24 protein-coding genes are annotated in these 25180 nt (G+C 71.3%); 13 read left to right on the plus strand and 11 right to left on the minus strand.

The window, feature by feature from the left end:
- From F4560_RS37670 to F4560_RS37695, 6 genes are read left to right on the plus strand one after another with little or no spacing between them, the layout of a single operon-like run.
- Nucleotides 1-1002: a C40 family peptidase gene (locus F4560_RS37670; protein ID WP_184927836.1), complete on the plus strand. Its 1002-nt coding sequence runs from the start codon at nucleotides 1-3 to the stop codon at nucleotides 1000-1002.
- 12 nt (nucleotides 1003-1014) lie between these two features.
- Nucleotides 1015-1557 carry a hypothetical protein gene (locus F4560_RS37675; RefSeq protein ID WP_184927837.1) on the plus strand — a complete coding sequence of 181 codons (543 nt, stop codon included), beginning with the start codon at nucleotides 1015-1017 and terminating at the stop codon, nucleotides 1555-1557.
- Between the two features lie 37 nt (nucleotides 1558-1594).
- Entirely contained in the window at nucleotides 1595-1783 is a 189-nt protein-coding gene (locus F4560_RS37680; protein WP_246477934.1) for a hypothetical protein, read from the plus strand.
- Between the two features lie 21 nt (nucleotides 1784-1804).
- Nucleotides 1805-3211: an RNB domain-containing ribonuclease gene (locus F4560_RS37685; protein WP_184927839.1), complete on the plus strand. Its 1407-nt coding sequence runs from the start codon at nucleotides 1805-1807 to the stop codon at nucleotides 3209-3211.
- A gap of 12 nt (nucleotides 3212-3223) precedes the next feature.
- Nucleotides 3224-3892: an NADPH-dependent F420 reductase gene (gene npdG, locus F4560_RS37690; RefSeq protein WP_184927840.1), complete on the plus strand. Its 669-nt coding sequence runs from the start codon at nucleotides 3224-3226 to the stop codon at nucleotides 3890-3892.
- The gene (locus F4560_RS37695; RefSeq protein WP_184927841.1) at nucleotides 3892-4647 is read left to right on the plus strand and encodes a helical backbone metal receptor; all 756 of its coding nucleotides are present in this window, start codon (nucleotides 3892-3894) and stop codon (nucleotides 4645-4647) included. The genes npdG and F4560_RS37695 overlap by 1 nt, the downstream gene beginning before the upstream one ends.
- Here the strand turns inward: F4560_RS37695 and pip are convergent.
- From pip to panB, 5 genes are all read right to left on the minus strand, one after another.
- A complete protein-coding gene (gene pip, locus F4560_RS37700; RefSeq protein ID WP_184927842.1) occupies nucleotides 4637-5578 on the minus strand; it encodes a prolyl aminopeptidase in 942 nt (313 codons plus the stop codon). The two genes, F4560_RS37695 and pip, sit on opposite strands and share 11 nt — an antisense overlap.
- Nucleotides 5579-5599: 21 nt before the next feature.
- Nucleotides 5600-6247 carry a response regulator transcription factor gene (locus F4560_RS37705; protein ID WP_184927843.1) on the minus strand — a complete coding sequence of 216 codons (648 nt, stop codon included), beginning with the start codon at nucleotides 6245-6247 and terminating at the stop codon, nucleotides 5600-5602.
- Nucleotides 6244-7374: a sensor histidine kinase gene (locus F4560_RS45855; RefSeq protein WP_221483783.1), complete on the minus strand. Its 1131-nt coding sequence runs from the start codon at nucleotides 7372-7374 to the stop codon at nucleotides 6244-6246. The genes F4560_RS37705 and F4560_RS45855 overlap by 4 nt, the downstream gene beginning before the upstream one ends.
- Nucleotides 7371-8051, minus strand: a complete 681-nt coding sequence (locus F4560_RS37715; protein ID WP_184927844.1) for a DUF998 domain-containing protein — start codon at nucleotides 8049-8051, stop codon at nucleotides 7371-7373. The genes F4560_RS45855 and F4560_RS37715 overlap by 4 nt, the downstream gene beginning before the upstream one ends.
- A gap of 173 nt (nucleotides 8052-8224) precedes the next feature.
- On the minus strand, nucleotides 8225-9079 hold the full coding sequence (panB, locus tag F4560_RS37720; RefSeq protein WP_184927845.1) for a 3-methyl-2-oxobutanoate hydroxymethyltransferase: 855 nt from the start codon (nucleotides 9077-9079) through the stop codon (nucleotides 8225-8227).
- 285 nt (nucleotides 9080-9364) lie between these two features.
- Between panB and lysX the strand changes: the two genes are divergently transcribed.
- Nucleotides 9365-12628, plus strand: a complete 3264-nt coding sequence (lysX, locus tag F4560_RS37725; RefSeq protein ID WP_184927846.1) for a bifunctional lysylphosphatidylglycerol synthetase/lysine--tRNA ligase LysX — start codon at nucleotides 9365-9367, stop codon at nucleotides 12626-12628.
- Here lysX and F4560_RS37730 read toward each other — a convergent pair.
- On the minus strand, nucleotides 12612-14324 hold the full coding sequence (locus F4560_RS37730) for a right-handed parallel beta-helix repeat-containing protein (RefSeq protein ID WP_184927847.1): 1713 nt from the start codon (nucleotides 14322-14324) through the stop codon (nucleotides 12612-12614). The two genes, lysX and F4560_RS37730, sit on opposite strands and share 17 nt — an antisense overlap.
- A gap of 66 nt (nucleotides 14325-14390) precedes the next feature.
- On the opposite strand from F4560_RS37730, the gene F4560_RS37735 reads away from it, so the two are divergent.
- Nucleotides 14391-15206 carry a TetR/AcrR family transcriptional regulator gene (locus F4560_RS37735; RefSeq protein WP_184927848.1) on the plus strand — a complete coding sequence of 272 codons (816 nt, stop codon included), beginning with the start codon at nucleotides 14391-14393 and terminating at the stop codon, nucleotides 15204-15206.
- Between the two features lie 77 nt (nucleotides 15207-15283).
- Nucleotides 15284-16120, plus strand: a complete 837-nt coding sequence (locus tag F4560_RS37740; RefSeq protein ID WP_184929755.1) for a hypothetical protein — start codon at nucleotides 15284-15286, stop codon at nucleotides 16118-16120.
- 145 nt (nucleotides 16121-16265) lie between these two features.
- Here F4560_RS37740 and F4560_RS37745 read toward each other — a convergent pair whose 3' ends face one another.
- Complete coding sequence (locus F4560_RS37745; RefSeq protein ID WP_184927849.1) at nucleotides 16266-17015, minus strand: SDR family oxidoreductase; 750 nt, start codon at nucleotides 17013-17015, stop codon at nucleotides 16266-16268.
- Between the two features lie 121 nt (nucleotides 17016-17136).
- On the opposite strand from F4560_RS37745, the gene F4560_RS37750 reads away from it, so the two are divergent.
- Nucleotides 17137-17982 (plus strand): helix-turn-helix transcriptional regulator, encoded by an 846-nt coding sequence (locus tag F4560_RS37750; RefSeq protein WP_184927850.1) that lies wholly within the window; start codon nucleotides 17137-17139, stop codon nucleotides 17980-17982.
- On the opposite strand, the gene F4560_RS37755 is transcribed toward F4560_RS37750, so the two are convergent.
- Together F4560_RS37755 and F4560_RS37760 are read right to left on the minus strand one after the other, a co-directional pair.
- Entirely contained in the window at nucleotides 17921-18097 is a 177-nt protein-coding gene (locus F4560_RS37755) for a DUF397 domain-containing protein (protein WP_184927851.1), read from the minus strand. The genes F4560_RS37750 and F4560_RS37755 overlap by 62 nt on opposite strands.
- The gene (locus F4560_RS37760) at nucleotides 18094-18924 is read right to left on the minus strand and encodes a DUF5753 domain-containing protein (protein ID WP_184927852.1); all 831 of its coding nucleotides are present in this window, start codon (nucleotides 18922-18924) and stop codon (nucleotides 18094-18096) included. The genes F4560_RS37755 and F4560_RS37760 overlap by 4 nt, the downstream gene beginning before the upstream one ends.
- 108 nt (nucleotides 18925-19032) lie before the next feature.
- Between F4560_RS37760 and F4560_RS37765 the strand changes: the two genes are divergently transcribed.
- Nucleotides 19033-19302 carry a hypothetical protein gene (locus tag F4560_RS37765; RefSeq protein ID WP_184927853.1) on the plus strand — a complete coding sequence of 90 codons (270 nt, stop codon included), beginning with the start codon at nucleotides 19033-19035 and terminating at the stop codon, nucleotides 19300-19302.
- Nucleotides 19256-20212 carry an RNA-binding protein gene (locus tag F4560_RS37770; RefSeq protein ID WP_184927854.1) on the plus strand — a complete coding sequence of 319 codons (957 nt, stop codon included), beginning with the start codon at nucleotides 19256-19258 and terminating at the stop codon, nucleotides 20210-20212. The genes F4560_RS37765 and F4560_RS37770 overlap by 47 nt, the downstream gene beginning before the upstream one ends.
- Nucleotides 20213-20297: 85 nt before the next feature.
- Here the strand turns inward: F4560_RS37770 and F4560_RS37775 are convergent, their stop codons facing one another.
- Nucleotides 20298-21845, minus strand: coding sequence for an alpha/beta hydrolase (locus F4560_RS37775; protein WP_184929629.1), 1548 nt, complete (start codon nucleotides 21843-21845; stop codon nucleotides 20298-20300).
- A gap of 86 nt (nucleotides 21846-21931) precedes the next feature.
- Between F4560_RS37775 and F4560_RS37780 the strand changes: the two genes are divergently transcribed.
- Entirely contained in the window at nucleotides 21932-23647 is a 1716-nt protein-coding gene (locus F4560_RS37780) for an NAD+ synthase (protein WP_184927855.1), read from the plus strand.
- A gap of 26 nt (nucleotides 23648-23673) precedes the next feature.
- Here the strand turns inward: F4560_RS37780 and F4560_RS37785 are convergent, their stop codons facing one another.
- Entirely contained in the window at nucleotides 23674-25158 is a 1485-nt protein-coding gene (locus tag F4560_RS37785; RefSeq protein ID WP_184927856.1) for an MFS transporter, read from the minus strand.
- Nucleotides 25159-25180: the final 22 nt, after the last annotated feature.

The following is a 25180-nucleotide window of genomic DNA, read 5'->3' on the forward strand; positions in this document are numbered from 1 at the left end:
ATGCTGAAGATCGGACTCGTGGTCGTCGCGGTGGTGGCGGTGATCGTCGTCGCCGTGACCAACGGCGTCTCCACGGTGATCAACGAGAACACCCCGTCCGAGGAATCCGCCAACATCCGGATGGCGAGCTGCAACGCCTCGATCGGCCCGTGGTCGGCCGGCGGCGAGGAGAAGGGCCGCGGCGACGCGGAGCGACTCACCCAGGAGCAGCTGACCACCGTCGCCAACATCATCTCCATCGGCCGCCAGCGCGGGCTGCCGCCGCTCGCGTGGCAGATCGCCATCCAGGCGGGCATGACGGAATCAGGGCTGCGCAGCCTCGACTACGGCGACCGCGACTCGCTGGGCATCTTCCAGATGCGGCCGTCGATGGGCTGGGGCACACCCGAAGAGGTGAAGAACCCCGACTACGCGATCCGCAAGTTCTACGACGTGCTGCTCAAGCTCCCGAACTGGGAGGACCAGCGTCCCGGCGACTCGGCGCAGGACGTGGAGCGGTCCGCGTTCCCGGACCGGTACCACCGCTGGGAGGCCATGGCCGCCTTCCTGATCGGCAAGGAAGGCGACGTCAGCGACCCGGCCGGGTGCGGCGAGGGCGCGGGCGGCTACCTGCTGGCGTCGAACGCGGCGGGCAGCGCGATCGAGTTCATGAAGGAGCAGCTGGGCGAGCCGTACCTGTGGGGCGGCAACGGCCCGGACCAGTGGGACTGCTCCGGCATCCTGGTCAAGGCCTTCGGCAAGGCCGGCGTGAAGATCCCGCGCGTGGCGAACGACCAGTACATGGCCGGTGGGGCGTTCCTGCCGGTGCGCGATGCCAAGGCCGGTGACCTGATCTTCTGGGCGACCAACCCGGCGAACCCGGTCACCGTGCACCACGTCGCCATGTACCTGGGCAACGACGAGTACATCCACGCGCCGCAAACGGGTGATGTGGTGAAGATCAGCAAGATCAACTGGGAGTATCACGAGTTGATGCCGCTGGCCGTCCGGCCGGGCGTGTAGGGAGGCACGACGGTGTTCAACCACGAACCCATCCAGCGACCGTCAGGGCCGCCCGCGTCGAGCACGCCGACGCGGGACTACCTGAACACCAGGCCGCCGGGCACCAACCAGGCGTACGCGGTGCTGCCGCGGTCGCTGGTCGAGGCGATGCCGCTGCCCTGGCAGCAGCAGATGGCGCATTTACTGGCCGACTTCCACCGCACGTACGCGCACCTCGACTGGCCGGTGTACCGGGTGGTGCCGTCCCGGATGGAACGCCTGGTCGACCTGGACGAGGAGCAGCTGGCCGAGGTCGGCGCGATCGCGGAGATCGACGCGGACGGCGAGCTGGTGTACCGGGACCGCTCCGGCGCGCTGATCACCGACCCGGAGCACCAGACCGTGCTGGTGTCGGTGCTCGACCCGATCCCGGGCGACCTCGCCAACGCCAACCAGAACACCCCGCCGCGCGGTTTCCCGCAGCCGCCGGTGGTGCCGCAGCCGTCGTACCCCCAGTCGGGCCCCCTCCCGGTGCAAGCACCGCCCGGTCAGGCGCCTCAGCCACCCCGGTGGTGAACATGACATGCGCTCCGGCGCATGGAAACCTGGGGGCATGGCTTCTGATCCGAACGCTTGGTACTACTGCCTGACCCACCAGACGGTCGAGCACGGTGTGGGCTGCCGGGGCGGGGACCGGATGGGCCCCTACCCGGACGAGGCCACTGCCCAGCACGCGCTGGACCTGGCGCGGCAGCGGACGAGAACCGAGGACGAAGCCGATACGGACTGGGACGAGCGCTGAGGCCGGCCTAGGGTGCAGCACATGGTGATCCGCACCGGCCGAGCGGACCTGGACTTCGCCGGCGTCCGGGCCGAGTTCGGCCTTCCCGAGGAATTCCCGGCCGCGGCGCTCGCCGAGGCCCAGACCGCCGTCTCCCGTGACATCGGAACGGCCGGCCGCGAGGACGCCACCGCGCTGCCGTTCGTGACGATCGACCCGCCCGGCGCGAAGGACCTGGACCAGGCGCTGCTGGTGGAACGCGTCGGCGCCGGTTTCCGGGTGCACTACGCGATCGCCGACCTGGGCGCGTTCGTGGTGCCCGGCGGCGCGCTGGACGCCGAGGTGCGCAAGCGCGGCCAGACCCTCTACCTACCGGACGGCAACGTCCCGCTGCACCCGCCGGTGCTGTCCGAGGGCGCGGCGAGCCTGCTGCCCGGACAGACGCGGCCGTCGGTGCTGTGGACGTTCGAGTGCGGCCCCGACGGCGAGCCGGTCGACGTGCGGGTGCGTCGCGCGATGGTCCGGTCGACCGCGCAGTTCGACTACGAGGGCGTGCAGGCGTCGTTCGCGGCCGGGAACCCGCACCCGTCGATCGAGGCCCTGCCGGACTTCGGCCGGCTGCGGCGGGAACGCGCGGCCGAGCGCGGCGCGGTCGAGTTGCAGTTGCCGGAGCAGGAGATCGTGCCGAACGGCGACGGCGACTGGAAGCTCGCGGTCCGCCCCCGCGCGGACGTCGACTCCTGGAACGCCGAGGTCTCGCTGCTCACCGGCATGGCGGCGGCGAAGATCATGCTGGCGGCGAAGGTGGGCGTGCTCCGCACCCTGCCGGACGCGGACGACGGCGCCGTGGACGCGTTGCGCCGCTCCGCGCACGCCCTGGGCGTGGACTGGCCGGACGGCGTGACCCCGGCCAAGCTGTTGGCGAGCCTCGACCCGGGCCGCCCGGAGGCGCTGGCGTTGTTCGTGGACGCGACCCGCCTGCTGCGCGGCGCCGGGTACACGGCGTTCAACGGCGCGGTGCCCACCATCTCCACCCACGCGGGCCTGGCCGCGCCGTACGCGCACGTGACCGCCCCGCTGCGCCGCCTGGTCGACCGCTTCGCCACCGAGGTGTGCCTGGCCGTCACCGCCGGCGAGGAGGTCGCCGAGTGGCTGGTCAAGGCGCTGCCCCTGCTGCCGGGCCTGATGGGCAGCTCGGACACCCTCGCGAGCAAGGTGGACCGGGCGTGCCTGGACCAGGTCGAGGCGTGGGTCCTCGCGGATCGGGTTGGCCAGCACTTCGAGGCGGTCGTGCTGCGGGCGGACGCCAACGACGCGGACGTGTTCGTCGCCCACCCGCCGGTGATGGGCCGCTGCACGGGCGAGAACCTGCCGGAAGGCGAACGCATCGCGGTGCGGCTGGTCGAAGCCGACCCCGAGCGCCGGAAGGTCGTCTTCGAACGCGTGTGATGTGATGGCCTGGTGACTGATATTCGTGAGCTCACCGTCGGGGTCCTGGGTGGTACCGGTGCGCAGGGCAAGGGCCTGGCGCTGCGGTGGGCCAAGGCGGGACTGAAGGTCGTCATCGGGTCGCGCAACGCCGAACGCGCCGAAGCCGCCGCCGAAGAGGTGCGCGAGCAGGCCGGCGTCGGCCACGTCAGCGGCGCGGACAACGAGGGCTGCGCGGCGCAGGCGGACGTCGTGCTGATCGCGGTGCCGTGGGACGGGCACGCGGACACCGTGGCCGCACTGCGCGAACCGCTCCGAGGCAAGATCGTCATCGACTGCGTGAACCCGCTCGGCTTCGACAAGCAGGGCCCGTTCGCGCTGCCCGTGCCGGAGGGCAGCGCCGCCCAGCAGGCCGCCGCGCTTCTGCCGGACTCCCGCGTCACGGCCGCCTTCCACCACGTCTCCGCGGTCAACCTCGCCGACCTCACGATCGAGCAGGTCGACAACGACGTGCTGGTCCTCGGTGACGACCGCGAGGCCACCGACCTTGTCCGCGCGTTGGCCGAGACGATCCCCGGCTTCCGCGGCGTGTACGGCGGCCGGCTGCGCAACGCCCACCAGGTGGAGGCGTTCACCGCGAACCTCATCGCCATCAACCGCCGGTACAAGGCACACGCCGGCCTGAAGATCACCGACATCTGATGCTCCCCGTCGACGACCTCGGCGAGCCGGTCGTGCTGCCCGGCCCGCCGAGTCGCGTGGTCAGCCTGGTGCCCTCGCTCACCGAAGCCCTGGTCACGGACGCGGTCGACCCGGCCGTGCTGGTCGGCGCGACGGACTACTGCACCCACCCGCCGGACCTGGACGTGACCAGGGTCGGCGGCTCGAAGTACCCGAACGTCGACCGGGTGCTCGAACTCCGGCCCGACCTCGTGCTGGCGAACAGCGAGGAGAACCGCCACGAGGACGTCGACCGCATCCGTGCCGACGGCATCCCGGTCTGGGTCACGGCGGCGCCGGCCACCGTCCCCGCGGCCCTCGGCTCCCTGCGCCGCCTGCTCGGCACGGCGTGGGACGTGGAGCCGGACTGGCTGGTCGAGGCGGAAGACCTGTGGCGCGACGTGACCCCGCCGTGGACGCGCGCCGTGATCCCGGTGTGGCGCAAGCCGTGGGTGGTGCTGGGCCGCGACACGTTCGCCGGCGACGTCCTGCTGCGCCTGGGGGTGGTCAACGTCTTCGCCGACCACCCCGAGCGCTACCCGCGTCCCCACCTCGACGAACTCCAGGACGCCGACATCGTCGTGCTGCCCGACGAGCCCTACCTGTTCACCCCGGACGACGGCCCCCAGTACTTCCCCGACCTGCGCCCGGTGCACGTCTCCGGCCGCTACCTCACCTGGTACGGCCCGTCGCTGGTCGAAGCGCGCACCGCCCTGGAGGCCGCGCTCAGGCCCTGAACCGGTCGGTCGCGGCCAGCAGCGCGCGCAGGACGCCCGGCTCGTCGAACGCGTGCCCGGCGTCCGGCACCATGACCAGCTCCGACCCCGGCCACGCCCGGTGCAGCTCCCAGGCGGACGTGGCCGGCGTCGCCATGTCGTACCGGCCCTGCACGATCACGCCCGGGATGCCGGCGAGCTTGCCCGCGTCACGCAGCAGCTGCCCTTCCTCCAGCCACCCCGCGTGCCGGAAGTAGTGGTTCTCGATCCGCGCGAACGCCAGCGCGAACCGGGGCTGCCCGAAATCGGCCACCAACTCGGGCCGCTCCACCAGCGCCACCGTCGACGCCTCCCACACGCTCCACGTCACCGCGGCCGTCTCGCGCACCACGGGATCGGGATCGTTCAGCAGCCGACCGTAGGCCTCGATCACGTCTTCGCCTTCCGGCACCAGCGCCGTCAGCCGTTCCCACATCTCCGGGAACAGCATCCCCGCGCCGCCGCGGTAGAACCAGTCGAGTTCCTTGCGCCGCAACGTGAACACGCCGCGCAACACCAGCTCGGTGACCCGCTCGGGGTACATCTCGGCGTACGCCAACGCCAGCGTCGACCCCCAAGACCCGCCGGACACCTGCCACCGGTCCACGCCCAGGTGTTCACGCACCTTCTCCAGGTCCGCCACGAGGTGCCAGGTGGTGTTCGCGGACAGGTCCGCGTCGGGCTCGGCGGCGTGCGGGATCGACCGGCCGCAACCACGTTGGTCCAGCAGCACGATCCGGTACACGGCCGGGTCGAACAGCCTGCGGTGCACGGGTTTGCAGCCGCCACCGGGACCGCCGTGCAGGAACACCACGGGTTTGCCGTAGGGGTTCCCGCACACCTCCCAGTAGACGCGGTTGCCGTCGCCGACGTCGAGCAGGCCCTGGTCGTAGGGCTCGATCTCGGGGTACATGACCACCACTCTGCCGCAGGATCAGGACGACAGGCCGGCCTGGTGCGCGAGGAGCCCGGCCCGGGTCCGGTTGGGGCAGTCCAGCTTCACCATGATCCGCGACACGTGGCCCTTGACCGTGGTGGGCGACAGGCGCAGCCGGAGGGCGATGTCGGCGTTGGACAGGCCGTGGCCGAGGCAGGCGAGCACGTCGCGTTCCCGCTCGGTCAGCGTGGCGATCAGGTCGAGCCGTTCGTCCTGCTCGGCGGCCCGGCCGACGGCGGTGTCCAGCAGCCTGCGGGTGGCCGACGGTGACAGCACGCTGTGGCCGTCGGCCGCGACGCGGACCAGCCCGATCAGGTCGCCGGGCGGGGTCGACTTGAGCAGGAAGCCACGGGCGCCCGCCGCCAGCGCCCGCAGGACGTGGTCGTCGGTGTCGAAGGTGGTCAGGACGACCACGGCCGGCGGCTCGCCCAGCGCCATGATCCGGCCGGTCGCGGTGATGCCGTCGACACCGGGCATCCGCACGTCCATCAGCACCACGTCGGGCCGGTGCCGGGTGACCGCGTCCAGTGCCGCCGCGCCGTCGTAGGCCTCGTCCACGACGGTGATGTCGTCGGCCGTGCCGAGGATCGTCCGCAGGTGCCCGCACACCAACGGGTCGTCGTCCACCAGCAGCACGCGGATCACGGGCGCTCCTCGGCGAGCGTGGGCAGCCTCACGTCGACCAGGAAACCACCGTCGGCGCACGCTTCGGCCACCAGCGTGCCGTGCAGCAGTTCGATCCGTCGCCGCAGCCCGAGCAGGCCCGTGCCACCACCCGCGGCGGCCAACTCGGCGTCGCCGACCCGTTCCGGCGCGGTGTTGCGCACCCGCACGCGGACTCCGGCGGGCAGGTGGTCCACGTCGATCCGGACCCGCGAGCCGGGCGCGTGCTTGCCCACGTTGGTCAACGCCTCCTGCACGACCCGGTAGGCGGTCCGGCCGACCGCACCCGACAGCGGACGCGGCTCGCCCACCTCGTGCAGGTCGACCGCGATCCCCACCGACTCCACCGCCGCCGTGAGCCCGGACAGGTCAGGCAGCGGGACCAGCGGTCCGGACGCGGCCGAGCCGGACGTGGTGAGCAGCCCGACCAGGTCACGCAGCTCGTCCAGCGCCTGGCACCCCGTGGCCCGCAGCTCCTCGGCGGCCCGCCGGACCGGCTCGTCGGGCGCGGTCACCTGCAACGCGCCGGCCTGCAACACCATCACGCTCACCCGGTGGCTCACCACGTCGTGGATCTCGGCGGCCAACCGCAGCCGTTCGGCCCGCCTGGCCTCGTCGGCCCGCAGGTCCCGCTCGCGTTCCAGCCGCTCGACCCGGGCCGCCGCGTAGAGGCCGAGCAGAGCCGGCCCGCCGACCAGCGCGACCACCTGACCGGCGACGGCGACCAGGTGCGCCTGGGGTGGTGCTCCGACGACCGAGACGGCGGCGATGACGGCCAGCGGGATCCAGCCGTGCCATCGGCGGGCGTACAGCGGCACGGCGTACGCGGCGAACGGCACGGCCGACGGCAGGAGGACGCCGTCCGGGTCGGCGCCTGGCCAGACCCACGCCGCCGACACCAGCGTGACGCTCAACGCCGCGACGAACCAGGCGACCGCCACCGGTGCCGTGCGGCGGAACCAGAGCGCCGCCGCCCCGGCGAACAGCAGGCCGAAGGCGACGGCGTCGAACGGTTCGCGGAGCAGGGGCAGCTGGACGAGCGCGTTGGTCAGGGCCAGCACGGCGGCGAGCAGCACCACGCCGGTGTCGACAACCCGCTCACGCCTCACGACGAAACGGTACCGACCCGGTCGCCCGCGGTCCTCAGCCGCAACGGCACCACCGCCGCCCAGACCCAGCCGAGCGGGATGATCACCCGGCCGAGCACGCCGTCGACCGCCGCGAGGTCCGGGTCGCCGGAGATCAGCATGCCGGTGGCGAGGACGAGCGGCGACAGGACACCGTTGGCCGCGAGACCGACCGCCCAGGGACGGCCACCCGGCTCGGCCGCGAACCGCCTGGCGAACACGAAGCAGGCGGCCGTGGCCAGGGCGTACATCACCAGGACCGAAAGCGTGTGCACGCCGTGCTCCCAGCTGGACGGGTAGTTCCAGCCGGGCATCCGGTCCGCCGGAGTGCCCGCCGGGTAGCCCTCCTCCGGATCGGTCCGGAACAGGCCCGTGCTGATCATCATGACGCCGTAGGCCGCCACCAGCCGTGGACCCCATCCGGTCACGGTCCGTCGGAGCCCGATGGCGCAGGCGATCATCGCCATGCCGGTCAGGACGAAGTTGGCGACCTGCACCCAGCCGCCGTCACCGGTCATCAGCAGGCTCGGCCCGTGCCGCCACACGTCGTAGCCCTCACGGGTGAACGCGTCGAGGTGGAACACCACCAGGAACAGCGCCGGTCCGGCGATACCGCAGGCCGACAACACCCTGGTCGGTCGTTCTCGGTGATCTGACATGCCGGGATAAGACCAGCGGCGGCGCCCGGCGCGACAGCCCGCAAAGCACGGGCCACCCACTACTTTGGTACTGGGCCTCGGGTACCGCGCGACTGGTACTGCGCCGACTGGCACCGCGCCGACGACCGTCGCCGCGCGGACCCGGAAGCCCGCGCGGCAACCTCAGGCGAGTATCAGTGGAACGTGTGCTCGGGGCCGGGGAACTGATGGCCCTTCACCTCGGCCGCGAACTGCTCCGCCGCCGACTTCATCACGCCCGCCACGTCGGCGTACCGCTTGACGAACCGCGGCGCGCGGCCCCGGCGCAGGCCCATCATGTCCTGCCAGACGAGCACCTGCGCGTCCGTGTCCGGTCCCGCGCCGATGCCGACGGTCGGGATGCGGAGGTCGTGCGTGATCTGCTTGGCGACCTCGCCGGTCACCATCTCCAGCACCACGGCGAACGCCCCGGCGGCCTCGACGGCGTGCGCGTCCTCCACCACGGAGTCGAACGCGTCGCTGCGGCCCTGCACCCGGTAGCCGCCGAGCTGGTGCTCGCTCTGCGGGGTGAACCCGATGTGCGCCATGACCGGGATGCCGGCGCGCACGATGGCCTCGATGTGCGGTGCGAAGTGCTTCCCGCCTTCGAGCTTCACCGCGTGCGCGCGGCCTTCCTTCATGAACCGCACGGCGGTCGTCACGGCCTGTTCCACCGACACCTGGTAGGAGCCGAACGGCAGGTCGGCCACGACCAGTGAGCGCTTCACCGACCGGGTCACGCCCCGGACCAGCGGGATCAGCTCGTCCACGGTCACCGGCAGCGACGTGTCGTAGCCGTAGACGTTGTTGGACGCCGAGTCGCCGACCAGCAGCACCGGGATGCCGGCCTCGTCGAACAGCTCAGCGGTGTACATGTCGTACGCGGTGAGCATGGGCCACGGCTCGCCGCGTTCCTTCATCTCCCGCAGGTGGTGGATGCGCACTTTCTTGCCGGTCGGGGCGCCGGAGGCCCCGTTCCCGTAAGGCGCGGTTACCTCGTTCGAGGTCATGTCGACCGTCCTCCCTCGGGGCCTGCGTCGTCGCGGGTCCCCGGGCCTTGTTGCACGGTTACCCGACCAGCGTGACACCGACACGGGAGGAATTGCGCGGAGTGCGAGGTGCTTCACACGGCCCGCATTCGGCGCGGAATTCCACTGCACCGATCCGGAAAAACTCACCGAGCCGAGCACGACCACCGGCCTGTCGGGGGATCCGGTCGCGTTCACGTGGACGCGACCGGCGAGCGAGGCGATCATGGCGGACAACCGGGTTTCCTGGAACGTGGCGGTGGCCGGATGGCTGTGACCGGATGGATGGGGCGGACGGCGGGTGTCGTCGCCACCGTCGTGCAGCTCGCGGCCCTGGCGTCGATTCTGCTGTTCCTGGTGGATGAGAGGTCCGGTCTCGCCAAGGGCGTTCTGACCGTCGCGTACCTGCTGGGCCTCCCGGTCGGGGCCAATCCGTTCATCGTCGTGGTGCTGGTCGTGCTCGGCGCCGCCCTGCGCCGCCGCAAGAGGGCGGCGCTGTGGGTGTTGGCGCTGTTCCAAGCGGTCAACGCGGCCTCGTACCTGCTGTTGCTGACCCTCTACCTGGTCGACCCGTCGCGCTTCCTCGGCCCGGACGAGCCGTCGGACCGGCTCCAGGCGACCATCGACCTCGGTGGTTTCACCGTCGTCAGCGTCGCGCTCCTCGTCCTGCTGCTGAAGATCAAGCCCGCGTTCCCGGCCAAACTGGCTCCCGGCGCGTGGCGGCAGGCGCTCCTCGTCCTGCTCGGCGGGCTCGTGGCGTTGTGCCTGGCCGGCTGGGCGCTGACCGGGGTGTTCCGGGGCTACCTGCACGGCGCCTGGCACCGGCTGGTCTGGGTGGCGAACCAGGTCATCGGCGACGTCCTGCCGCAACGCCGCGGCGGTGAGGGACCGCCGGAGCTGGGCGCGCTGCTCGCCTTCGGCGGGCTGCTCGTGGCGATTGCCGCGCTCTACGTGTTCTTCCGCGGCGTGCGGTCCAGCCGCCGCCTCGACGACACCGAGGAGCTGGCCGTGCGGCGGCTGCTGGCCGCGCACGGCGAACCGGACTCGCTGGGCTACTTCGCCACCCGCCGCGACAAGAGCGTGGTGTTCGCCCCGAACGGCCGCGCCGCGCTCACCTACCGGGTGCTCGCGGGCACCACGCTGGCCAGCGGCGATCCGATCGGGGAAGAGGAGGCCTGGCCGCAGGCGGTCCAGGCGTGGCTGGACGAGGCCGGGCGGTACGGCTGGCTGCCCGGCGTCCTCGGCGCGAGCGAACGCGGCGCGCACGTCTACGCGGCAGCGGGCTTCAAGGCGTTGGAGATCGGCGACGAGGCCGTGCTCGACGTGCGCGAGTTCACCCTGACGGGCCCCGAACGGCGGGCGGTGCGCCAGGCCGTGAGCCGGGTGGAGCGCGCCGGCTACACGTCCCGCGTGCGGCGGCACGCCGAGATCCCGGCCGACGAGCTGGCGACGATCCTCGACCTGGCCGAACGCTGGCGCGGCGCGCAGACCGAACGCGGGTTCTCCATGGCGCTGGGCAGGCTGGGCGACCCGACCGACGGCCGGTGCGTGATGGTCGAGGCCTACGACGCGCGCGGTGAGCTGCGCGGACTGCTGTCGTTCGTGCCGTGGGGCAGGCGTGGGCTGTCGCTGGACCTGATGCGCCGCGACCGTGCCGCCGAGAACGGTCTCAACGAGTACCTGGTCACCGAACTCGTCGGGGCCGCCGGGCGCCTGGGCGTGCAGCGGGTCTCGTTGAACTTCGCCATGTTCCGCGCGGTGTTCGAGGAAGGCAGCCGGATCGGCGCGGGACCGGTGCTGCGGGCGTGGCGACGCGTGCTGAGCCTGGCGTCCAGGTTCTTCCAGCTCGAATCGCTCTACCGGTCCAACGCCAAGTACGGGCCCGACTGGCTGCCCCGCTACCTGTGCTTCGCCCGCGCCCGGCACCTGCCGCAGGTGAGCATCGCGGCGGGCGTCGCCGAGGGGTTCGTGCCGAGCCTGAGGTCCCTGGTCGAACGCGGTTCGGCACGCGCCCTGCGGCGTGGCACCGCGGACACCGGCTTCGCCGCGGCGGTCGCCGAGATCGACGCGACCAAGGTCGAGACCCGGCCGGCCCGCCGCCCGGAACAGGTCCGGATCCGCATCGCCAAGCTCGACCGGCTGCGTGCCGACGGCATCGACCCGTACCCGGTGAACTACCCGCGCGAGCAGACCCTGGCCGAGGCACGGTGGCAGTTCGGCCACGTCGTCTCGGTGACCGGCCGGGTCGTGGCGCTGCGCGAGCTGGGTGGTCTGTGCTTCGCCCGGATCCGGGACTTCACCGGCGAGCTCCAGCTCATGCTCGACGCCGCACGCCTCGCCGACCTGGACGCGTGGAAGGCGGGCGTCGACCTCGGCGACCACGTCGGCGTGCGCGGCGAGGTGGTCTACTCGCGGCGCGGCGAGCTGTCCGTGCTGGCCGACTCGTGGACCGTGACGGCGAAGTGCCTGCACCCGCTGCCGGACAAGCGCAAGGGCCTGACCGACCCGGAGACCCGCGTCCGCCGCCGCTACCTGGACCTGGTGGTGAACGAGGACTCGGCGCGGATGCTGCGGCTGCGCAGCGACGTCGTGCGCGGCATCCGCGACTTCCTGCACGACCGCGGGTACCTCGAAGTCGAGACGCCGATGCTGCAAGCCGTGCACGGCGGCGCGAACGCCCGCCCGTTCGTCACCCACATCAACGCCTACGACATGCGCATGTACCTGCGCATCGCGCCCGAGCTGTACCTCAAGCGGCTGTGCGTGGCGGGCGTGGACCGGGTGTTCGAGCTGAACCGGAACTTCCGCAACGAGGGCGCGGACGCCACCCACAACCCCGAGTTCACCATGTTGGAGGCCTACCAGTCCTACGCCGACTACACGACGATGCTGCACCTCATGCGTGAGCTGGTGCAGCACGCCGCCGTCGCCGCGCACGGCCGCCAGGTCGCCGTCCGCGACGGGCTCGAAGTCGACATCTCGGGGGAGTGGCCGATCGTGCCGGTCCACACCGCGGTGTCCCACGCCCTCGGCCGGACGATCACGTCCGACACGCCGTTGCCCGAGCTGCGCGCCCTTCTGGCCGACCACGGCGTCGAACTCGGCGACGACGCCGACCACGGCACGCTGGTGCAGGAGGCGTACGACGAGCTGGTGGAGCCGAACACCGCCGGACCCACCTTCTACACCGATTTCCCGACCTCGGTGTCACCCCTCACCAGGCCGCACCGCGCCGATCCCCGCCTGGCCGAACGCTGGGACCTGGTGGCGTTCGGGGCGGAGATCGGCACGGCCTACTCGGAGCTGACCGACCCGCTGGAGCAGCGCCGCCGGCTGGAGGCGCAGTCGCTGAAGGCGGCCAGCGGTGACGTCGAGGCGATGGAGCTGGACGAGGACTTCCTCGAAGCCCTGGAGCACGGCATGCCGCCCACCGGCGGGCTGGGGATGGGCGTGGACCGGGTGCTGATGATGCTCACCGGCACGTCGATCCGGCAGACCGTGCTGTTCCCGTTCGTCAGACCCGTTTCGTGAGGAGGCCGGCGCGGGCCCGGATGTCCGCCGTGGCGGCGTCGAGCGCGTCGGCGTCGGCGATCGTGGTGTTCCCCTCGTACGTGACGCCCGCCGGCACGGCGTCGCTGCCGACCGGGTCGGCGTCCCAGAAGTTGCCCCGGTAGACGACGTGCTCCAACGGCGGGCTGACGTGCAGGATGGACGTGTTGTCCGCGCGGGCGACCACGTTCTGCTCGACCGTCACCCAGCTCGCCCCGTAGTCGGTGTAAAGGCCGAAGTTGTACGGCGTGCGGACGTCCTCGACGACGTTCCCGCTGATCACCGAGCGGTTGCCGGCGTCGCCCTGCGGGCCGGACAGGTAGATCCCGCCGCCGTCGGCCAGCACGCACATGGCGTCGATCACCAGGTTGTGCGTGATCCGGGTGCTCCGGCCCGGACCGGCGACGATGCCGTTGTGCGGCACGTTGTGGACGTGGTTGCGCGTGATCGTGCAGTCCTCGGTGCCCAGGACGGTGACGCCGGGTGAGCCCGAGTGGTCGAGGCCGACGTGCGCGATGAGGTTGTCCTCGATCAGCACGGCCCGGCTGCCGGTGACCGCGACGGCGGAGGCGGCCAGGGTGTCGAAGTCGCAGCCGCGCACCACGAGGTCCGCGCCGCCGGTCGCGCCGAGGCCGGTGGCGCCCAGGCGGGTGAAGCGGCAGCCCTCGAACCGCATCCCGGTGGTGTCGTCGAGCCGCACGCAGGCCGGGATCTGCTCCTGCCCGCTCGGCGCGGTCAGCCACGCGCCCTCGCCCATCTCGATCTTCTCGATCGGGCCGCCGTCGTAGTAGCCGTTGGCGTGGTAGTGCGGGAAGCCCTGGTCGCTGCCCGGCCGCAGCCACGTGGTGTCGGCGAACGTCAGGCCCCGGAACGTCACGTTCCGCGTGCCGGTGGCGTGCACCAGCACTTCCAGCGCGGGCGCGACCACGTGCGGGTCCTCGTCCGGGCGCGGGAGGTAGTGCAGGACGTGCCCGCCCGGCCGCGACCGGTCCAGGGCGAACGTGCCGGGCTCGGTGAGGAACGCCGGGTCGTTCTCGACGCGGGTCGGCGCCGGCGGACCGGCGGTCACCTCGCCGTACCACTCGGCGTTGTACAGCTCCAGGGCCCGGTCGAACGCCGGCCGCGCCATGGTGATCACGGTCTCGTCGCCTTCGCGGGTGACCTCGGCGACGGCCAGGCGTGCCTCCGTCCACGGGTAGACGCCCCGGTGCACGAACTCGACGCCCGCCGCGTTCCGCCAGTCCAACGGGTGGTCCGTGACGTAACCGGTCGGCGTCCGGCGCACGTCGCCGGGCAGCCCGTCGACGCCGGCGCGTTCGGCCCGCCGGCCGTTCACCGTGAGGTGGCGGGTGACCAGGTCGCCGACCTCGGCCAGCCACACCCCTTCCGACGTGCGGTGGCCGGTGACCTCCCGCCCACCGCTGATCACGACCTCTTCCCGCGCGTCGGCGCCGTAGCCGAACGCTTGGTAGACGATCCGGTGGCCGTCGCCGCCGGAGTCGTCCTCGGTCAGCTCGAACGGCTCGGTGAGCACGTGCGTGCCCGCTCTGAGGTGCACGACCACCTCGCCGGTCGCCTCGCGGGCCGCCCGCCGCGCGCGTTCCAGGGTGGCGAACGGCTGTCCGGCGGTGCCCGGCGTGGCATCGTCCCCGGTCGGGGAGACGTGGAACTCGACCATGAGCACACCTTCTCTTGTTTATGGCGTAAACAGTGTGGATGTATACCATGGGCGCGGAGGTGCGTGATGGGGAAAGCGGACGATCCCGACCGCGGGGTCGAGCTGCTGTGGGACGACCGGCCGGCGTTGAGCCTGGACCGGATCGTGGCCGCCGCGGTCGAGGTGGCCGACGCCGAGGGGTTGGCCGGCCTGTCCATGCGCAAGGTCGCCGAACGGCTCGGCTTCACCTCCATGGCGCTCTACCGCCACGTGCCGGGTCGCGGGCACCTGGTGGACCTCATGCGCGACGCCGTGCTGGGGCAGCCGGTCGAGGCGTCCGGCGGCGACTGGCGGTCCAGGCTGGCGGACTTCGCCCGACAGGCCTTGGAACAGCGGAAACGTCACCAGTGGCTGGCCGAGGTACGGGGTCGGCACGTGCCCGGCCCCAACGCGCTCGGCCACTACGAGCACGCGCTCGGCATCCTCGTGGACACCGGCCTCACCCCGGCCGAGGTGGTCGCGGCGGTCGGCCTGGTCGCCCGGTTCGTGGACGCCGAGGCGCTGGCGCTGGTCGAGGCGGCACGCGCGGAGCAGAGCACCGGCGTGAGCGACGACGAGTGGTGGGGCGCCCGCGACACGCTGTACGCCCGGTTCGACCGTTACCCGGTGCTGACCGGGCTGTGGGAGGCCGGTGGCTTCGACCAGTCCATGTCGCCGTTCGAGTTCGGCCTGGACCGGCTGCTCGACGGTATCGAGATCCTCATCCGCGAGCGTGATGTAACGCGTGATGAAACTTGTCAGATGTGCGGCAAACCGGTCGAGCAACCGACGTCCGGGCGACCCCGCGCGTACTGCTCGCGCGGGTGCCAGCAGCGCGCCTACCGCAAACGCAAGGCGACCTGACCGCGGTCAAGCTCCACGGCCGTGTAGAGCGAACGCCTGACACGCTCGCCTCGTTTTCGGCATTAGGTTCCGGCTCCATGGGGCATCGAACCAGGAAGATCGTCGCGGTCGCACTCGCCGCACTGGCCGTGACGACCGCGTGCGGTGACGGGGGTGGGTCAGCCGGGGGCGGCACGGGCGACGCCGACAAGCCGAAGGCGATCAGCAGCGCCGACGAGGTGATCAAGGTCGTCGACAAGGGCTTTCTCACCTACCGCTTCGTCAAGCCCGGCATCGAGAGCGACTACGTGAGCTACGGGTACGTCATCGAGAACGTCACCGACGAGGTGGCCCTCACCGTCCGGGTCAAGGTGGAGTTCACCGACGCCGCGGGCGACCCCATCCCGGACCTGACCGCCGGAGGCAGCGAGTTCAGCGTCGTGCTACCCGGTCGGCAGATGGGCGCGGGACGGACCGAGCAGTACGCCGGCCATGCCCCGGGCGGCGTCCGACCGACCATCGCCGGCATGAACGTCAAGATCACGATGATCACGGCGCTGGACACCCCGGATGGCAAGCGGTTCCGGAAACCACCTGCCCCCTACGCCGAGTTGAAGACGGGCGACCCGGTTGCCGGCAAGAGGAGCGGCAGGGCCGAGTCGGTCGCGGTCGAGGTGACCAACACCTACGACGTCGCGCTGAAGCCGAAAGTGACAGCGGTGGTGCGGGATGCCGACGGTGTCATCGTGGGCGGCATGGACGGCGTGGGCGGCGGCAAGCCCATGGCCGAGCTCCAGCCAGGCGACAGCGCGAAGGCCACGTTCTCCGACCGGCCCATCGCGGAACCGAGGCTCACCAGTGGAACCATCGAGTGCTACGCGGACCCCAACCTGGGGCGGATGATCACCAGGGACATCGTGTGGCACGAAATCTGACGGCAGCCGACGGCGCGGACACCGGCGCGGACACCGGCGCGGACACCGGGCAATGACCGAAGCCGCCCACCGACCCTGCTGGAGGGGCGATGGGCGGCGCTTGTCCGGTCGTCAGACCTGCCCGGTTCTCAGACCTGCCCGGCCGTCAGACCTGCACCGTGGGCAGCACCACGATCTGCCGCAGGTTGACCTGCTTCGACCGGCTGGTGACGAACCCCACCACGTCGCCGATGTCGGCCGGGTTGAGCGGCGGCACCTGCTCCCGCCACGCCGCCAGGTGCGCGTCCACGTCCGGGTTGTCCATGTGGTCGCCGAGTTCGCTGCTCACCAGGCCGGGCTCGACGTTGGTCACCCGCACGCCCAGCGGGCCGAACTCGGTGCGCAGGTTCGCCGACAGGTGCGTGACGGCGGCCTTGGTCGCGGTGTACACGCCGTAGTTGGGGAACGCGAGGTGCGCGCCGACGGACGAGATGTTCACCAGGTCCGCCGTGCCCTCCGCACCGGCTTCGACCAGGTCTTTCGTGAACGCCCTGGTCACGTTGAGCAGTCCCTTGAGGTTGGTGTCGATCATCCGGTGCCACTCGTCGTCGCGGCCCTCGGTGATCGGGTTGGCGAGCATCACGCCCGCGTTGTTGACCACCAGGTCGACCCGCCCGAAGGCGGTGTGGATCGTCTCCACGGCCTCGGTGAGGTCACCCGTCACGTCGGCGGCCACCGCGAGTGCCTGCCCACCCTCGGCGGCGATCTTCTCGGCCAGTTCGGTGAGCCGGTCCGCGCGGCGGGCCAGCAGCGCGACCTTCGCCCCGGACCGGGCGAGGACGAGCGCGATCTCGGCGCCGATGCCACTCGCGGCACCGGTGACGACGGCAGTGCGGTTGTTCAGGTCGTAGGTCATGGGAACAAACACTGGACCCGGTTGCCGCAGGTACCAGAGGCCCTGCGTGACCTGTGGTGCGCCGTTCCCTAGGTCTGGCAGTACCCAGGCTAGGAGGGTCGGGGGCGCCCATACTGGAGAGGTGAACCACGACCTAGGCGAATTCCTCCGCAGCCGTCGGGCTCGCGTGCGCCCGGACGACGTGGGCCTGCCCAGTGGTGGCCGCCGCCGCGTCCCCGGCCTGCGCCGCGAGGAGTTGGCGCTGCTGGCGGGCGTGAGCGTGGACTACTACATGCGCCTGGAACAGGGTCGGGCTCCCGCGATCTCCGACTCCGTCCTGGACGCCGTCGCCCGCGTGCTCCGCTTGGACGAGACCGAACGAGCCCACCTCCGCAACCTCGTCCGCCCGACCGCCTCGAAACGCCCCGCGCCCCAACACGTCCGAGCGGGCCTGCGGCGGTTGCTGGCCATGGCCGACGACGTGCCGGCGTTCGTGATGGGCCGTCGGGCGGACATCCTGGCGTGGAACCCGCTGGCCGACGCCCTCTACGGCTTCGGCGGCCAGGCCCCGGAGGACCGCAACGCGGCCAGGCACACGTTCCTGCGCCCGGAAGCCCGCACCTTCTACCGCGACTGGCCCACCGTCGCCGAGGACATGGTGGCGTTCCTCAGGCTGGACGCCGGTCGTTACCCCGACGACGCCAGGCTCGCCGCGCTGGTGGGGGAGCTGTCGGTCAAGGACGAGACGTTCCGGAAGTTGTGGGCGCAGCACAGGGTGTTGGAGAAGACCCACGGCATCAAGCTGATCCACCATGCCGTGGTGGGCGACCTGGACCTGGACTACGAGACCCTGCAACCCACCGGTGACCCGGACGTCGTCCTGGCCATGTACACGGCTCCCGTCGGCTCGCCGACCGAGGAACGGCTCAAGCTGCTGGCCAGTTGGGCCGCAGTGCCTTCAGGAACGCCCTCAGAGCAGCAGGCCTGAACTCCAGCACCGGCCCGTCGACGTTCTTCGAGTCCCGCACGGCGTCGAGCCCGCCCCGGACCTCGACGCAGCTACCACCGCTGTTGCCGCTGTAGCTGCTCTTCCGCCAAGTCATGGCTCAACGCTATCAAGCAGATCCGCGCTCGAAACCGCCAGCAGCTCCCGAAAAACGGCCTCGTAGTGGGAGATCCGGCTCTCTTCGTCCACGAACAGGCCGTCGGTCAAAGTCTCCACGTACACGGTCTTCCGCAGGCCACCCGACGGCGTGAGGATCTCGAACGGGAAGTACAGCGCGCTGGTCAGGCCGGCGCTGTCCGGGATGATCCGCAGCGTCACATGGGGCAGTTGAGCCAACTCCTTCAGGTGTGACAGCTGCCCGGCCCGCGTCTGCTCGGTGCCGACCGGCGCTCGCAGCACCGATTGCCTGACCACCAGGACGTACTCGGGCGGGTTCGGCCCGGTCAGCCTCTTCTGCCTGGCCATCCTCGCCTGCACCAGGCTCTCGGCCTCGTTGGGCCGCAGTGCCGGATTCGTCTCGATCACCGCACGCGCGTACGCCTCGGTCTGCGCCAAACCGTGCAGCAGGTCCGGCCGGTACGCCTCGATGCGCCGCGCGGTCTCCTCGGTGTTGAAGTACTTCCGCAGTCGGTCCGGGATGGCCGCGCCCCAAGGCGTCTTGGGCCGGCGCTTCCGAGCCTCCTCACCGAGGTGCACGAGGTCGGCGCGCTCCTCGTCCCGCACATCGAGGAGGTCGAGCAGCGCCACCAGTTCCAGCGGCGCGATCGAGTGGTCACCGCGCAGGATCTTGCCGACCTTCGACTCGGAGCAGCCCAGCGTGGACTGGATGTCGGCCTTCGTGACTTCCTTGCGCCGCATCAGTTCACGAAGGAGGTGTGCGAGGCCGACGCGGTAGTCGACCGGGCTTCGGTCGCTGCTGGTCATGGGTCTCCTCCGCGTTGATCGCCGACAGTCTGCCCGAGCCCTTTCCGGACCACCGGTCACCTGATCAGGTTCTAGTCAACTGGACCGGTCGGGTTTACCGTTCCGGATATGACCGATGAAGAGCGCGAGTGGGTGGCGGAGGAGGCTCCGCGCATGTTCGCCGTGGTGGAGCGTGACCCCGAGTTCCAGGTGGCGGCGTGGGGCCTGGCGTTCGAGGACAGCGCCCAAGTCGTCTCCGAGGACGGCACCGTGCGGATGAACCTGCAAGGCCCGGAGAGCTGCCTCCACCTCTTCCGAGGCTCGGAGCTGATGTGGCTGGATGATGTGCCGCATGTCCCTGCCGCATGTCTTCCAGATCACCAAGTACGACCCGGCTGATCGCGACGGCTACGGCCGGTACCACGGGCCTGAGGACGTCACCAGCGATCACGGCGTGGTCGAAGCGGCCTACCTCGCCGCCATGGCCGCCTTCGTCGAGGACACCGGGGTCACCCGTCTGACCATTCGTGAGCCGCTGCTCCCGGGCATCGTCACCTTCGGCGTGGAGGCGCCGATCGAGGGGTACGGGCTGGCCGGCCTGTTCCCGCCGGATCTGACGGGCTTCCACGACGGCGCGGAGGTGGACCTGGCCACCGGGCTCGCACTCCTGCGGGCCATGCTGCGCGACAACGGCGCCTCGTGCGGCCTGGAGGTGGACGGGAGGTTCTTCGTCCACGTCGGCTTCGACCAGTACATGTACATCGGCAGTGCGGAGCCCTGCGAGAACGCGATCGCCCGCACCCGGTCGCTGGGGCTGTTCCCGGAACCGATGGACTCCGCCTGCTACGAGCGGAGCCTCGACCGACCCCCTCCGCAACCGCCCGCAGACGACGACTTCTGGGCTGAACTGGCCGACCTGGCCACCCGTCGCGGCGCGGTGATCCTGCAAGAGGGCTACGTCCTCAACGCCTCCCGCTGGCACCGCCTCCACGGCTCCGACGTCGGCGCGATCCGAACCCGGCTCACCCCGCGATCGAGGTTGTGGGTGTGGCCGGACCTCGACGACGACGTGGCCGCCGTTCTCCGCGAACTGCCGGAGGAAGGCAGCTTCGAGATCGTCTGGGAGCACCAGGACGGGCGTATCACCAGCTTCGACGCCGACGACGAGGACTACCCGGAGTTGCCGGCGCGACTGGCCGAGGCCCGCGCGGCGACGGCGATCTCCGCGTACGCGGATGAGCGCAACCCGCTGCTCGCCGCCGTGCTGCCCGATGACGACGGGGTCCTGCGCGCCCGATGGGACCTCTGACCGGTCGGCCCGGCCCGTGGCCACGCCGTCGAAGCGGACCAGCGCCTCCTCGACGGATAGCCGACAGCCGGTTCCGGCAGCATGCCTACGAGCACCGCTTTCCCTCGGCCGGCAACGTCAGGTTGAGCAGGTACTCGTGCCCGGCGTCATCCACGCACTTGTTGCCGTGCAGGTACACGGTGTGCTGGTTTCCCTCGAACGTCAGCAGCCCGCCGCCCAACGTCTGCGCCAGGCTCACGCCCGCCTCGTACGGCGTCGCCGGGTCACCGGTCGTGGAGATCACCAGCACCGGCGGCAGCCCGGCCACCGCCTTGTGCTCCTGCACGCTCGGCGGCACGGGCCAGAACGCGCACGAGTCCAGCGCCGCCGCGGCCGGCTGACCGTCGTCCAGGAACGGCGCCGCCGCCTTGTACCGGCGCGCGAGGTCGTCCAGCACGTTCTTGTCCGTCACCCGCGGCTCGTCCACGCACTTCACCGCGTTGAACGCATCGGTGATGGTCGAGTACCGACCTTCCTTGTCCCGGTCGAAGTAGTTGTCCGCCAACAGCATCAGCACGTCACCGCGGTTGTTCTTCAGTTCGGTCAGCCCCGTGTTCAGCGGCGCCCACAGCTCCTCGGTGTACATCGCCTGGATCACGCCGGTGATCGCGTCGTTGTACGACAGCTTCCGGTCGCCCACCGCCACCGGCCGCTGCACCAGCGGCAACGTCAGGTCGCGGAACACCTGGTTGGACTTCGACGGGTCGTTGCCCAGCGCGCAGTCCTGACGGGTCGCGCACCACAACGCGAAAGCGTCGAACGACTTCTGGAACCCGGCCGCCTGCGCGATCAGCGACTCGACCTGACCCTGCGTCGGGTCCACCGCGCCGTCCAGCACGAGCGCCCGCACGTTGCCCGGGAACGCCTGCGCGTACGCGGCGCCGATGTGCGTGCCGTACGAGTACCCCAGGTACGTCAGCTTCTCGTCGCCGAGCGCGGACCGCATCACGTCCAGGTCCCGCACGACGTCCCTGGTTCCGACGTTGGCCAGCACGTCGACCCCGGTCGTCGCGGCGCACTTCTCCGCGTACTGCTTGTTCTCCGCCTCGGTCTGCGCCACGCCCGCCGGCGACGTGTCCAGGTCGTCGTCCAGCCGGTCGGCGTCCCGTTCCGCGTCGGTCAGGCACTTGACCTGCGGCTGGCTCGCCCCGACACCGCGCGGGTCGAACCCGATCAGGTCGAACCGGTCGCCCAGCGCGGACGCCTTGACCTCCGAACCCAGGCTCGCCGCCGCCGCCATGCCGGACGCGCCGGGACCACCCGGGTTGATGATCAACGACCCGATCCGCTCACCGAGCGCGCGTTGCCGCAGCAGCCCGATCGTGATCGTGCGCCCCTCGGGCTTGGCGTAGTCGAGCGGCACCTCCAGCCGGGCGCACTCGATCGACTTCTTCGTCTTGTACAGCGTCGTCGTCGACCCGGTGGTGGCGTAGGGCTCGCAGCCCTCCCAGCCGACCTGCTGCCCGTAGAACCGTTCCAACCCGGCGGGCACGGCACCGACCGGGCCTCTCTGCTCCAGCGCCGTCCCGGCGGTGGGTGACCCGGTGACCACGCTCGTGCACGAGGCGAGGAGCGGGAGGGCGAGGAAGAGCATCATCCGACGGCGCACGGTTCGATCGTATGGTGACTCGTCGGCCACAACGCCCGCCACGGTTCGCCCGAGTGAGCGAGAATGCCCCCATGCCACAGCTCCGACTCGCCCTCGCCCAGGTGAACGCCTGTGTCGGCGACCTGGCGGGCAACACCGAACTCGTCGTCGAGTGGTCGCGCAAGGCCGTCGAGGCGGGCGCGCATCTGGCCGTCTTCCCCGAGATGGCGCTGACCGGGTACCCGGTCGAGGACCTCGCGCTGCGGGTGTCGTTCGCCGAGGCGTCCAAAGAGGCGTTGACCAAGCTCGCGACCAGGCTGGACGAGGCGGGGTGCGGCGGGCTGGCGGTGTTCGTCGGCTACCTCGACCGCGACGAGCGCGGGATGCGCAACGCCGCCGCCGTGCTGCACCGGGGCGAGGTGGTGGCCCGGCAGAACAAGCACCACCTGCCGAACTACGGCGTGTTCGACGAACGCCGCTACTTCACGCCGGGCGACACGCTGGACATCGTCCGCGTGCACGGCCTCGAAGTCGGCATGGTGATCTGCGAGGACCTGTGGCAGGACGGCGGCCCGATCGCCGCCCTCGGTGAGGCGGGCGTGGACCTCGTGGTCTCGCCGAACGCCTCGCCGTACGAGCGGAAGAAGGACGACGCCCGGCTGCCGTTGGTGGCACGCCGTGCGGCCGAGGCCGGTGCGCCGCTCGCCTACGTGAACCTGATCGGCGGGCAGGACGAGCTGGTGTTCGACGGCGACACGATGGTGGTCACCGCCGACGGCACGCTGATCACCCGCGCGCCGCAGTTCGTGGAGCACCTGGTGGTCCTGGACGTCGACCTGCCCGGTGGCACGCCGCGGACCGAAGGCACGTACGGCGGGTTCACGGTCCATCGCCGCACGCTGTCCGACGACCCGCTCCGGGCCTACGAGCCGCTGCCCGTGCCGCAGCCCGCCGAGCCGCTGTCGGACGAGGCGGAGGTGTGGCACGCGCTGGTCACCGGCCTGCGCGACTACGTGCACAAGAACGGCTTCCGCTCGGTGGTGTTCGGCCTGTCCGGCGGCATCGACTCGGCGGTCGTCGCGGCCCTGGCGGTCGACGCCCTCGGCGCGGACCACGTCTACGCCGTGTCGATGCCGTCGGTGTACTCGTCGGACCACTCGAAGTCGGACGCGTACGACCTGGCCCAGCGCACCGGCTGCCACTACTCGGAGCAGCCCATCGCGGACATGGTCAGCGTGTTCGTGGACCAGCTCGGGCTGACCGGGCTGGCGGAGGAGAACGTCCAGGCCAGGTGCCGCGGCGTCACGTTGATGGGCCTGTCGAACCAGCACGGCCACCTGGTGCTCGCCACCGGCAACAAGACGGAGCTGGCGGTCGGCTACTCGACCATCTACGGCGACGCGGTCGGCGGGTTCGCGCCGATCAAGGACGTGCTGAAGACGCTGGTCTGGGACCTGGCGCGGTGGCGCAACGCGCAGGCCGAGAAGCTGGGCGAGCTGCCGCCGATCCCGGAGAACTCGATCAGCAAGCCGCCGTCGGCCGAGCTGCGCCCCGGCCAGATGGACAGCGACTCGCTGCCCGACTACGACCTGCTCGACTCGGTCCTGGACGACTACGTCGAGGGCGACAAGGGCTACCGCGACCTGATCGCCATGGGCTTCACGCACGAGCTGGTCGACAAGGTCCTGCGCATGGTCGACAAGGCCGAGTACAAGCGCCGCCAGTACCCGCCGGGCACCAAGATCACGTTCAAGGCGTTCGGCCGCGACCGGCGGCTGCCGATCACCAGCGGCTGGCGCGAAGGCTGACACTCCCGTTCAGCCCGGTAGCGGGTCTACCGGGCTGAACGCGGCAGGAGCAGCGACATCAACGCGCCCACCGCGCAGATCACCGCCGTGATCCAGAAGATCTCGTGGTACTCCGTCAGCAGCGCGTCCGTCAGCGCCGCCTTGTAGGTCGCCGCCTTCTCGGCGAACTCCTCCGGCGACATCCCGAACGGCAACGGCGTGTCCAGGTCCGCCGTCAGCTCCTGGAACCGGTGCAGGCCCCAGGCCGACAGCCCGGCCACGCCGACCAGCATCCCGGTCATCCGCGCGACCACCACGGCGGCCGACGCGACGCCGTGCTGCGAAGCCGGCACGACCCGCAGCACCGCCGCCGACACCGGCGCGATCACCAGGCCCAGCCCGAACCCGGCCACCGCCAGGTCACGCCCGATCACGAACGACGACACCGTGGCCGGCCACTGCGCGATCAGCACGTACGCGCCCGCGGCCACGGTCAGCCCGGCGAACGACACCCACCGGTCACCGACCCGCGCCGCCAACCACCCGCCGATCACGGCGCCCACCGGCAACGCGATCAGGAACCGGGCCAACATCGCCGCCGCCGCGCCCGAGTCACGCCCCAGCACGGTCTGCGCGAACAGTTCCACGTCCACCAACGTCACCATCAGCGCCGCGCCGGCCGCCAACGACACACCCAGCGACGCCAGGAAAGGCCGCATGGCCACCCCCGCCGGGTCCAGCAGCCGCACCGGCGACCGCCGCTCCCACCACACGAACCCGACGAACACCACCGCCGACGCGCCGAGCACCGGCAACCCCCACGACGGCAGCACCGCGTGGGCGGGATCGGGGTTGTAGAGGCCCACGACCAGCAACGACAGCGCCAACGCCAGCAGCCCGCCGCCGACGAAGTCGATCCGGACAGTCGACCGGGCGGACCGCGGCACGGTCAGCTGCACGACCACCATCGCGATCACGGCCAGCGGCAGGTTGATCCAGAACACCCACCGCCAGCTCTGCGGCTCCACCGACTCGAAGAACGACCAGGCGTTGAACAACGACGCCACGCCCACGCCGTACAGCGTGCCCAGCACACTGCCCAACTCCTGCGCGGCGCCGACCACACCCAGCGCCGAAGCCCGCCGTTCGGCCGACCACAGGTCCGCCACCAGCGCCAACGTCACCGGCAGCAACGCGCCGCCGGCCAGCCCTTGCACCACCCGTCCGGCCACCAGCAGCGGCAGGTCGCCGGCCAGCGCCGTCACCGCCGAGCCGACCGCGAACCCGATCAGGCACACGTGCAGGACGAGCCGCCGCCCGAACCGGTCCGACAGCTGCCCGAGCAACGGCATCCCGGCGACGTACCCGAGTAGGTACCCCGTCACCACGGGCGTCGCGCGTTCCAGGTGGTTCACCGGGATGCCCAGATCGCGCACCATGTCCACAAGCACGCCGACGACCACGTACGCGTCCAGCGCGCCCAGCAGCACGGCCACCGCACCGGCGCCGATCGCCAACCGCCGCGCCTTCACCGAGCCCTCCCGAGCCGGGCCT

Origin of the sequence: Saccharothrix ecbatanensis (assembly GCF_014205015.1) — a bacterium.
GTDB classification, from domain to species: Bacteria; Actinomycetota; Actinomycetes; order Mycobacteriales; family Pseudonocardiaceae; genus Actinosynnema; species Actinosynnema ecbatanense.

Excerpts from the sequence above, each read along its gene's own strand:
- lysX (WP_184927846.1), top strand. The coding sequence starts at position 9,365 with ATGGCTGTGACCGGATGGATGGGGCGGACGGCGGGTGTCGTCGCCACC.
- F4560_RS37770 (WP_184927854.1), top strand. The coding sequence starts at position 19,256 with ATGTCCCTGCCGCATGTCTTCCAGATCACCAAGTACGACCCGGCTGAT.
- F4560_RS37780 (WP_184927855.1), top strand. The coding sequence starts at position 21,932 with ATGCCACAGCTCCGACTCGCCCTCGCCCAGGTGAACGCCTGTGTCGGC.
- panB (WP_184927845.1), bottom strand. The coding sequence starts at position 9,079 with ATGACCTCGAACGAGGTAACCGCGCCTTACGGGAACGGGGCCTCCGGC.
- F4560_RS37680 (WP_246477934.1), top strand. The coding sequence starts at position 1,595 with ATGGCTTCTGATCCGAACGCTTGGTACTACTGCCTGACCCACCAGACG.
- F4560_RS37735 (WP_184927848.1), top strand. The coding sequence starts at position 14,391 with ATGGGGAAAGCGGACGATCCCGACCGCGGGGTCGAGCTGCTGTGGGAC.
- F4560_RS37760 (WP_184927852.1), bottom strand. The coding sequence starts at position 18,924 with ATGACCAGCAGCGACCGAAGCCCGGTCGACTACCGCGTCGGCCTCGCA.
- F4560_RS37715 (WP_184927844.1), bottom strand. The coding sequence starts at position 8,051 with ATGTCAGATCACCGAGAACGACCGACCAGGGTGTTGTCGGCCTGCGGT.
- F4560_RS37755 (WP_184927851.1), bottom strand. The coding sequence starts at position 18,097 with ATGACTTGGCGGAAGAGCAGCTACAGCGGCAACAGCGGTGGTAGCTGC.
- F4560_RS37775 (WP_184929629.1), bottom strand. The coding sequence starts at position 21,845 with ATGCTCTTCCTCGCCCTCCCGCTCCTCGCCTCGTGCACGAGCGTGGTC.
- F4560_RS37695 (WP_184927841.1), top strand. The coding sequence starts at position 3,892 with ATGCTCCCCGTCGACGACCTCGGCGAGCCGGTCGTGCTGCCCGGCCCG.
- F4560_RS37740 (WP_184929755.1), top strand. The coding sequence starts at position 15,284 with ATGGGGCATCGAACCAGGAAGATCGTCGCGGTCGCACTCGCCGCACTG.
- F4560_RS37730 (WP_184927847.1), bottom strand. The coding sequence starts at position 14,324 with ATGGTCGAGTTCCACGTCTCCCCGACCGGGGACGATGCCACGCCGGGC.
- F4560_RS37685 (WP_184927839.1), top strand. The coding sequence starts at position 1,805 with ATGGTGATCCGCACCGGCCGAGCGGACCTGGACTTCGCCGGCGTCCGG.
- pip (WP_184927842.1), bottom strand. The coding sequence starts at position 5,578 with ATGTACCCCGAGATCGAGCCCTACGACCAGGGCCTGCTCGACGTCGGC.
- F4560_RS37670 (WP_184927836.1), top strand. The coding sequence starts at position 1 with ATGCTGAAGATCGGACTCGTGGTCGTCGCGGTGGTGGCGGTGATCGTC.
- F4560_RS37765 (WP_184927853.1), top strand. The coding sequence starts at position 19,033 with ATGACCGATGAAGAGCGCGAGTGGGTGGCGGAGGAGGCTCCGCGCATG.
- F4560_RS37745 (WP_184927849.1), bottom strand. The coding sequence starts at position 17,015 with ATGACCTACGACCTGAACAACCGCACTGCCGTCGTCACCGGTGCCGCG.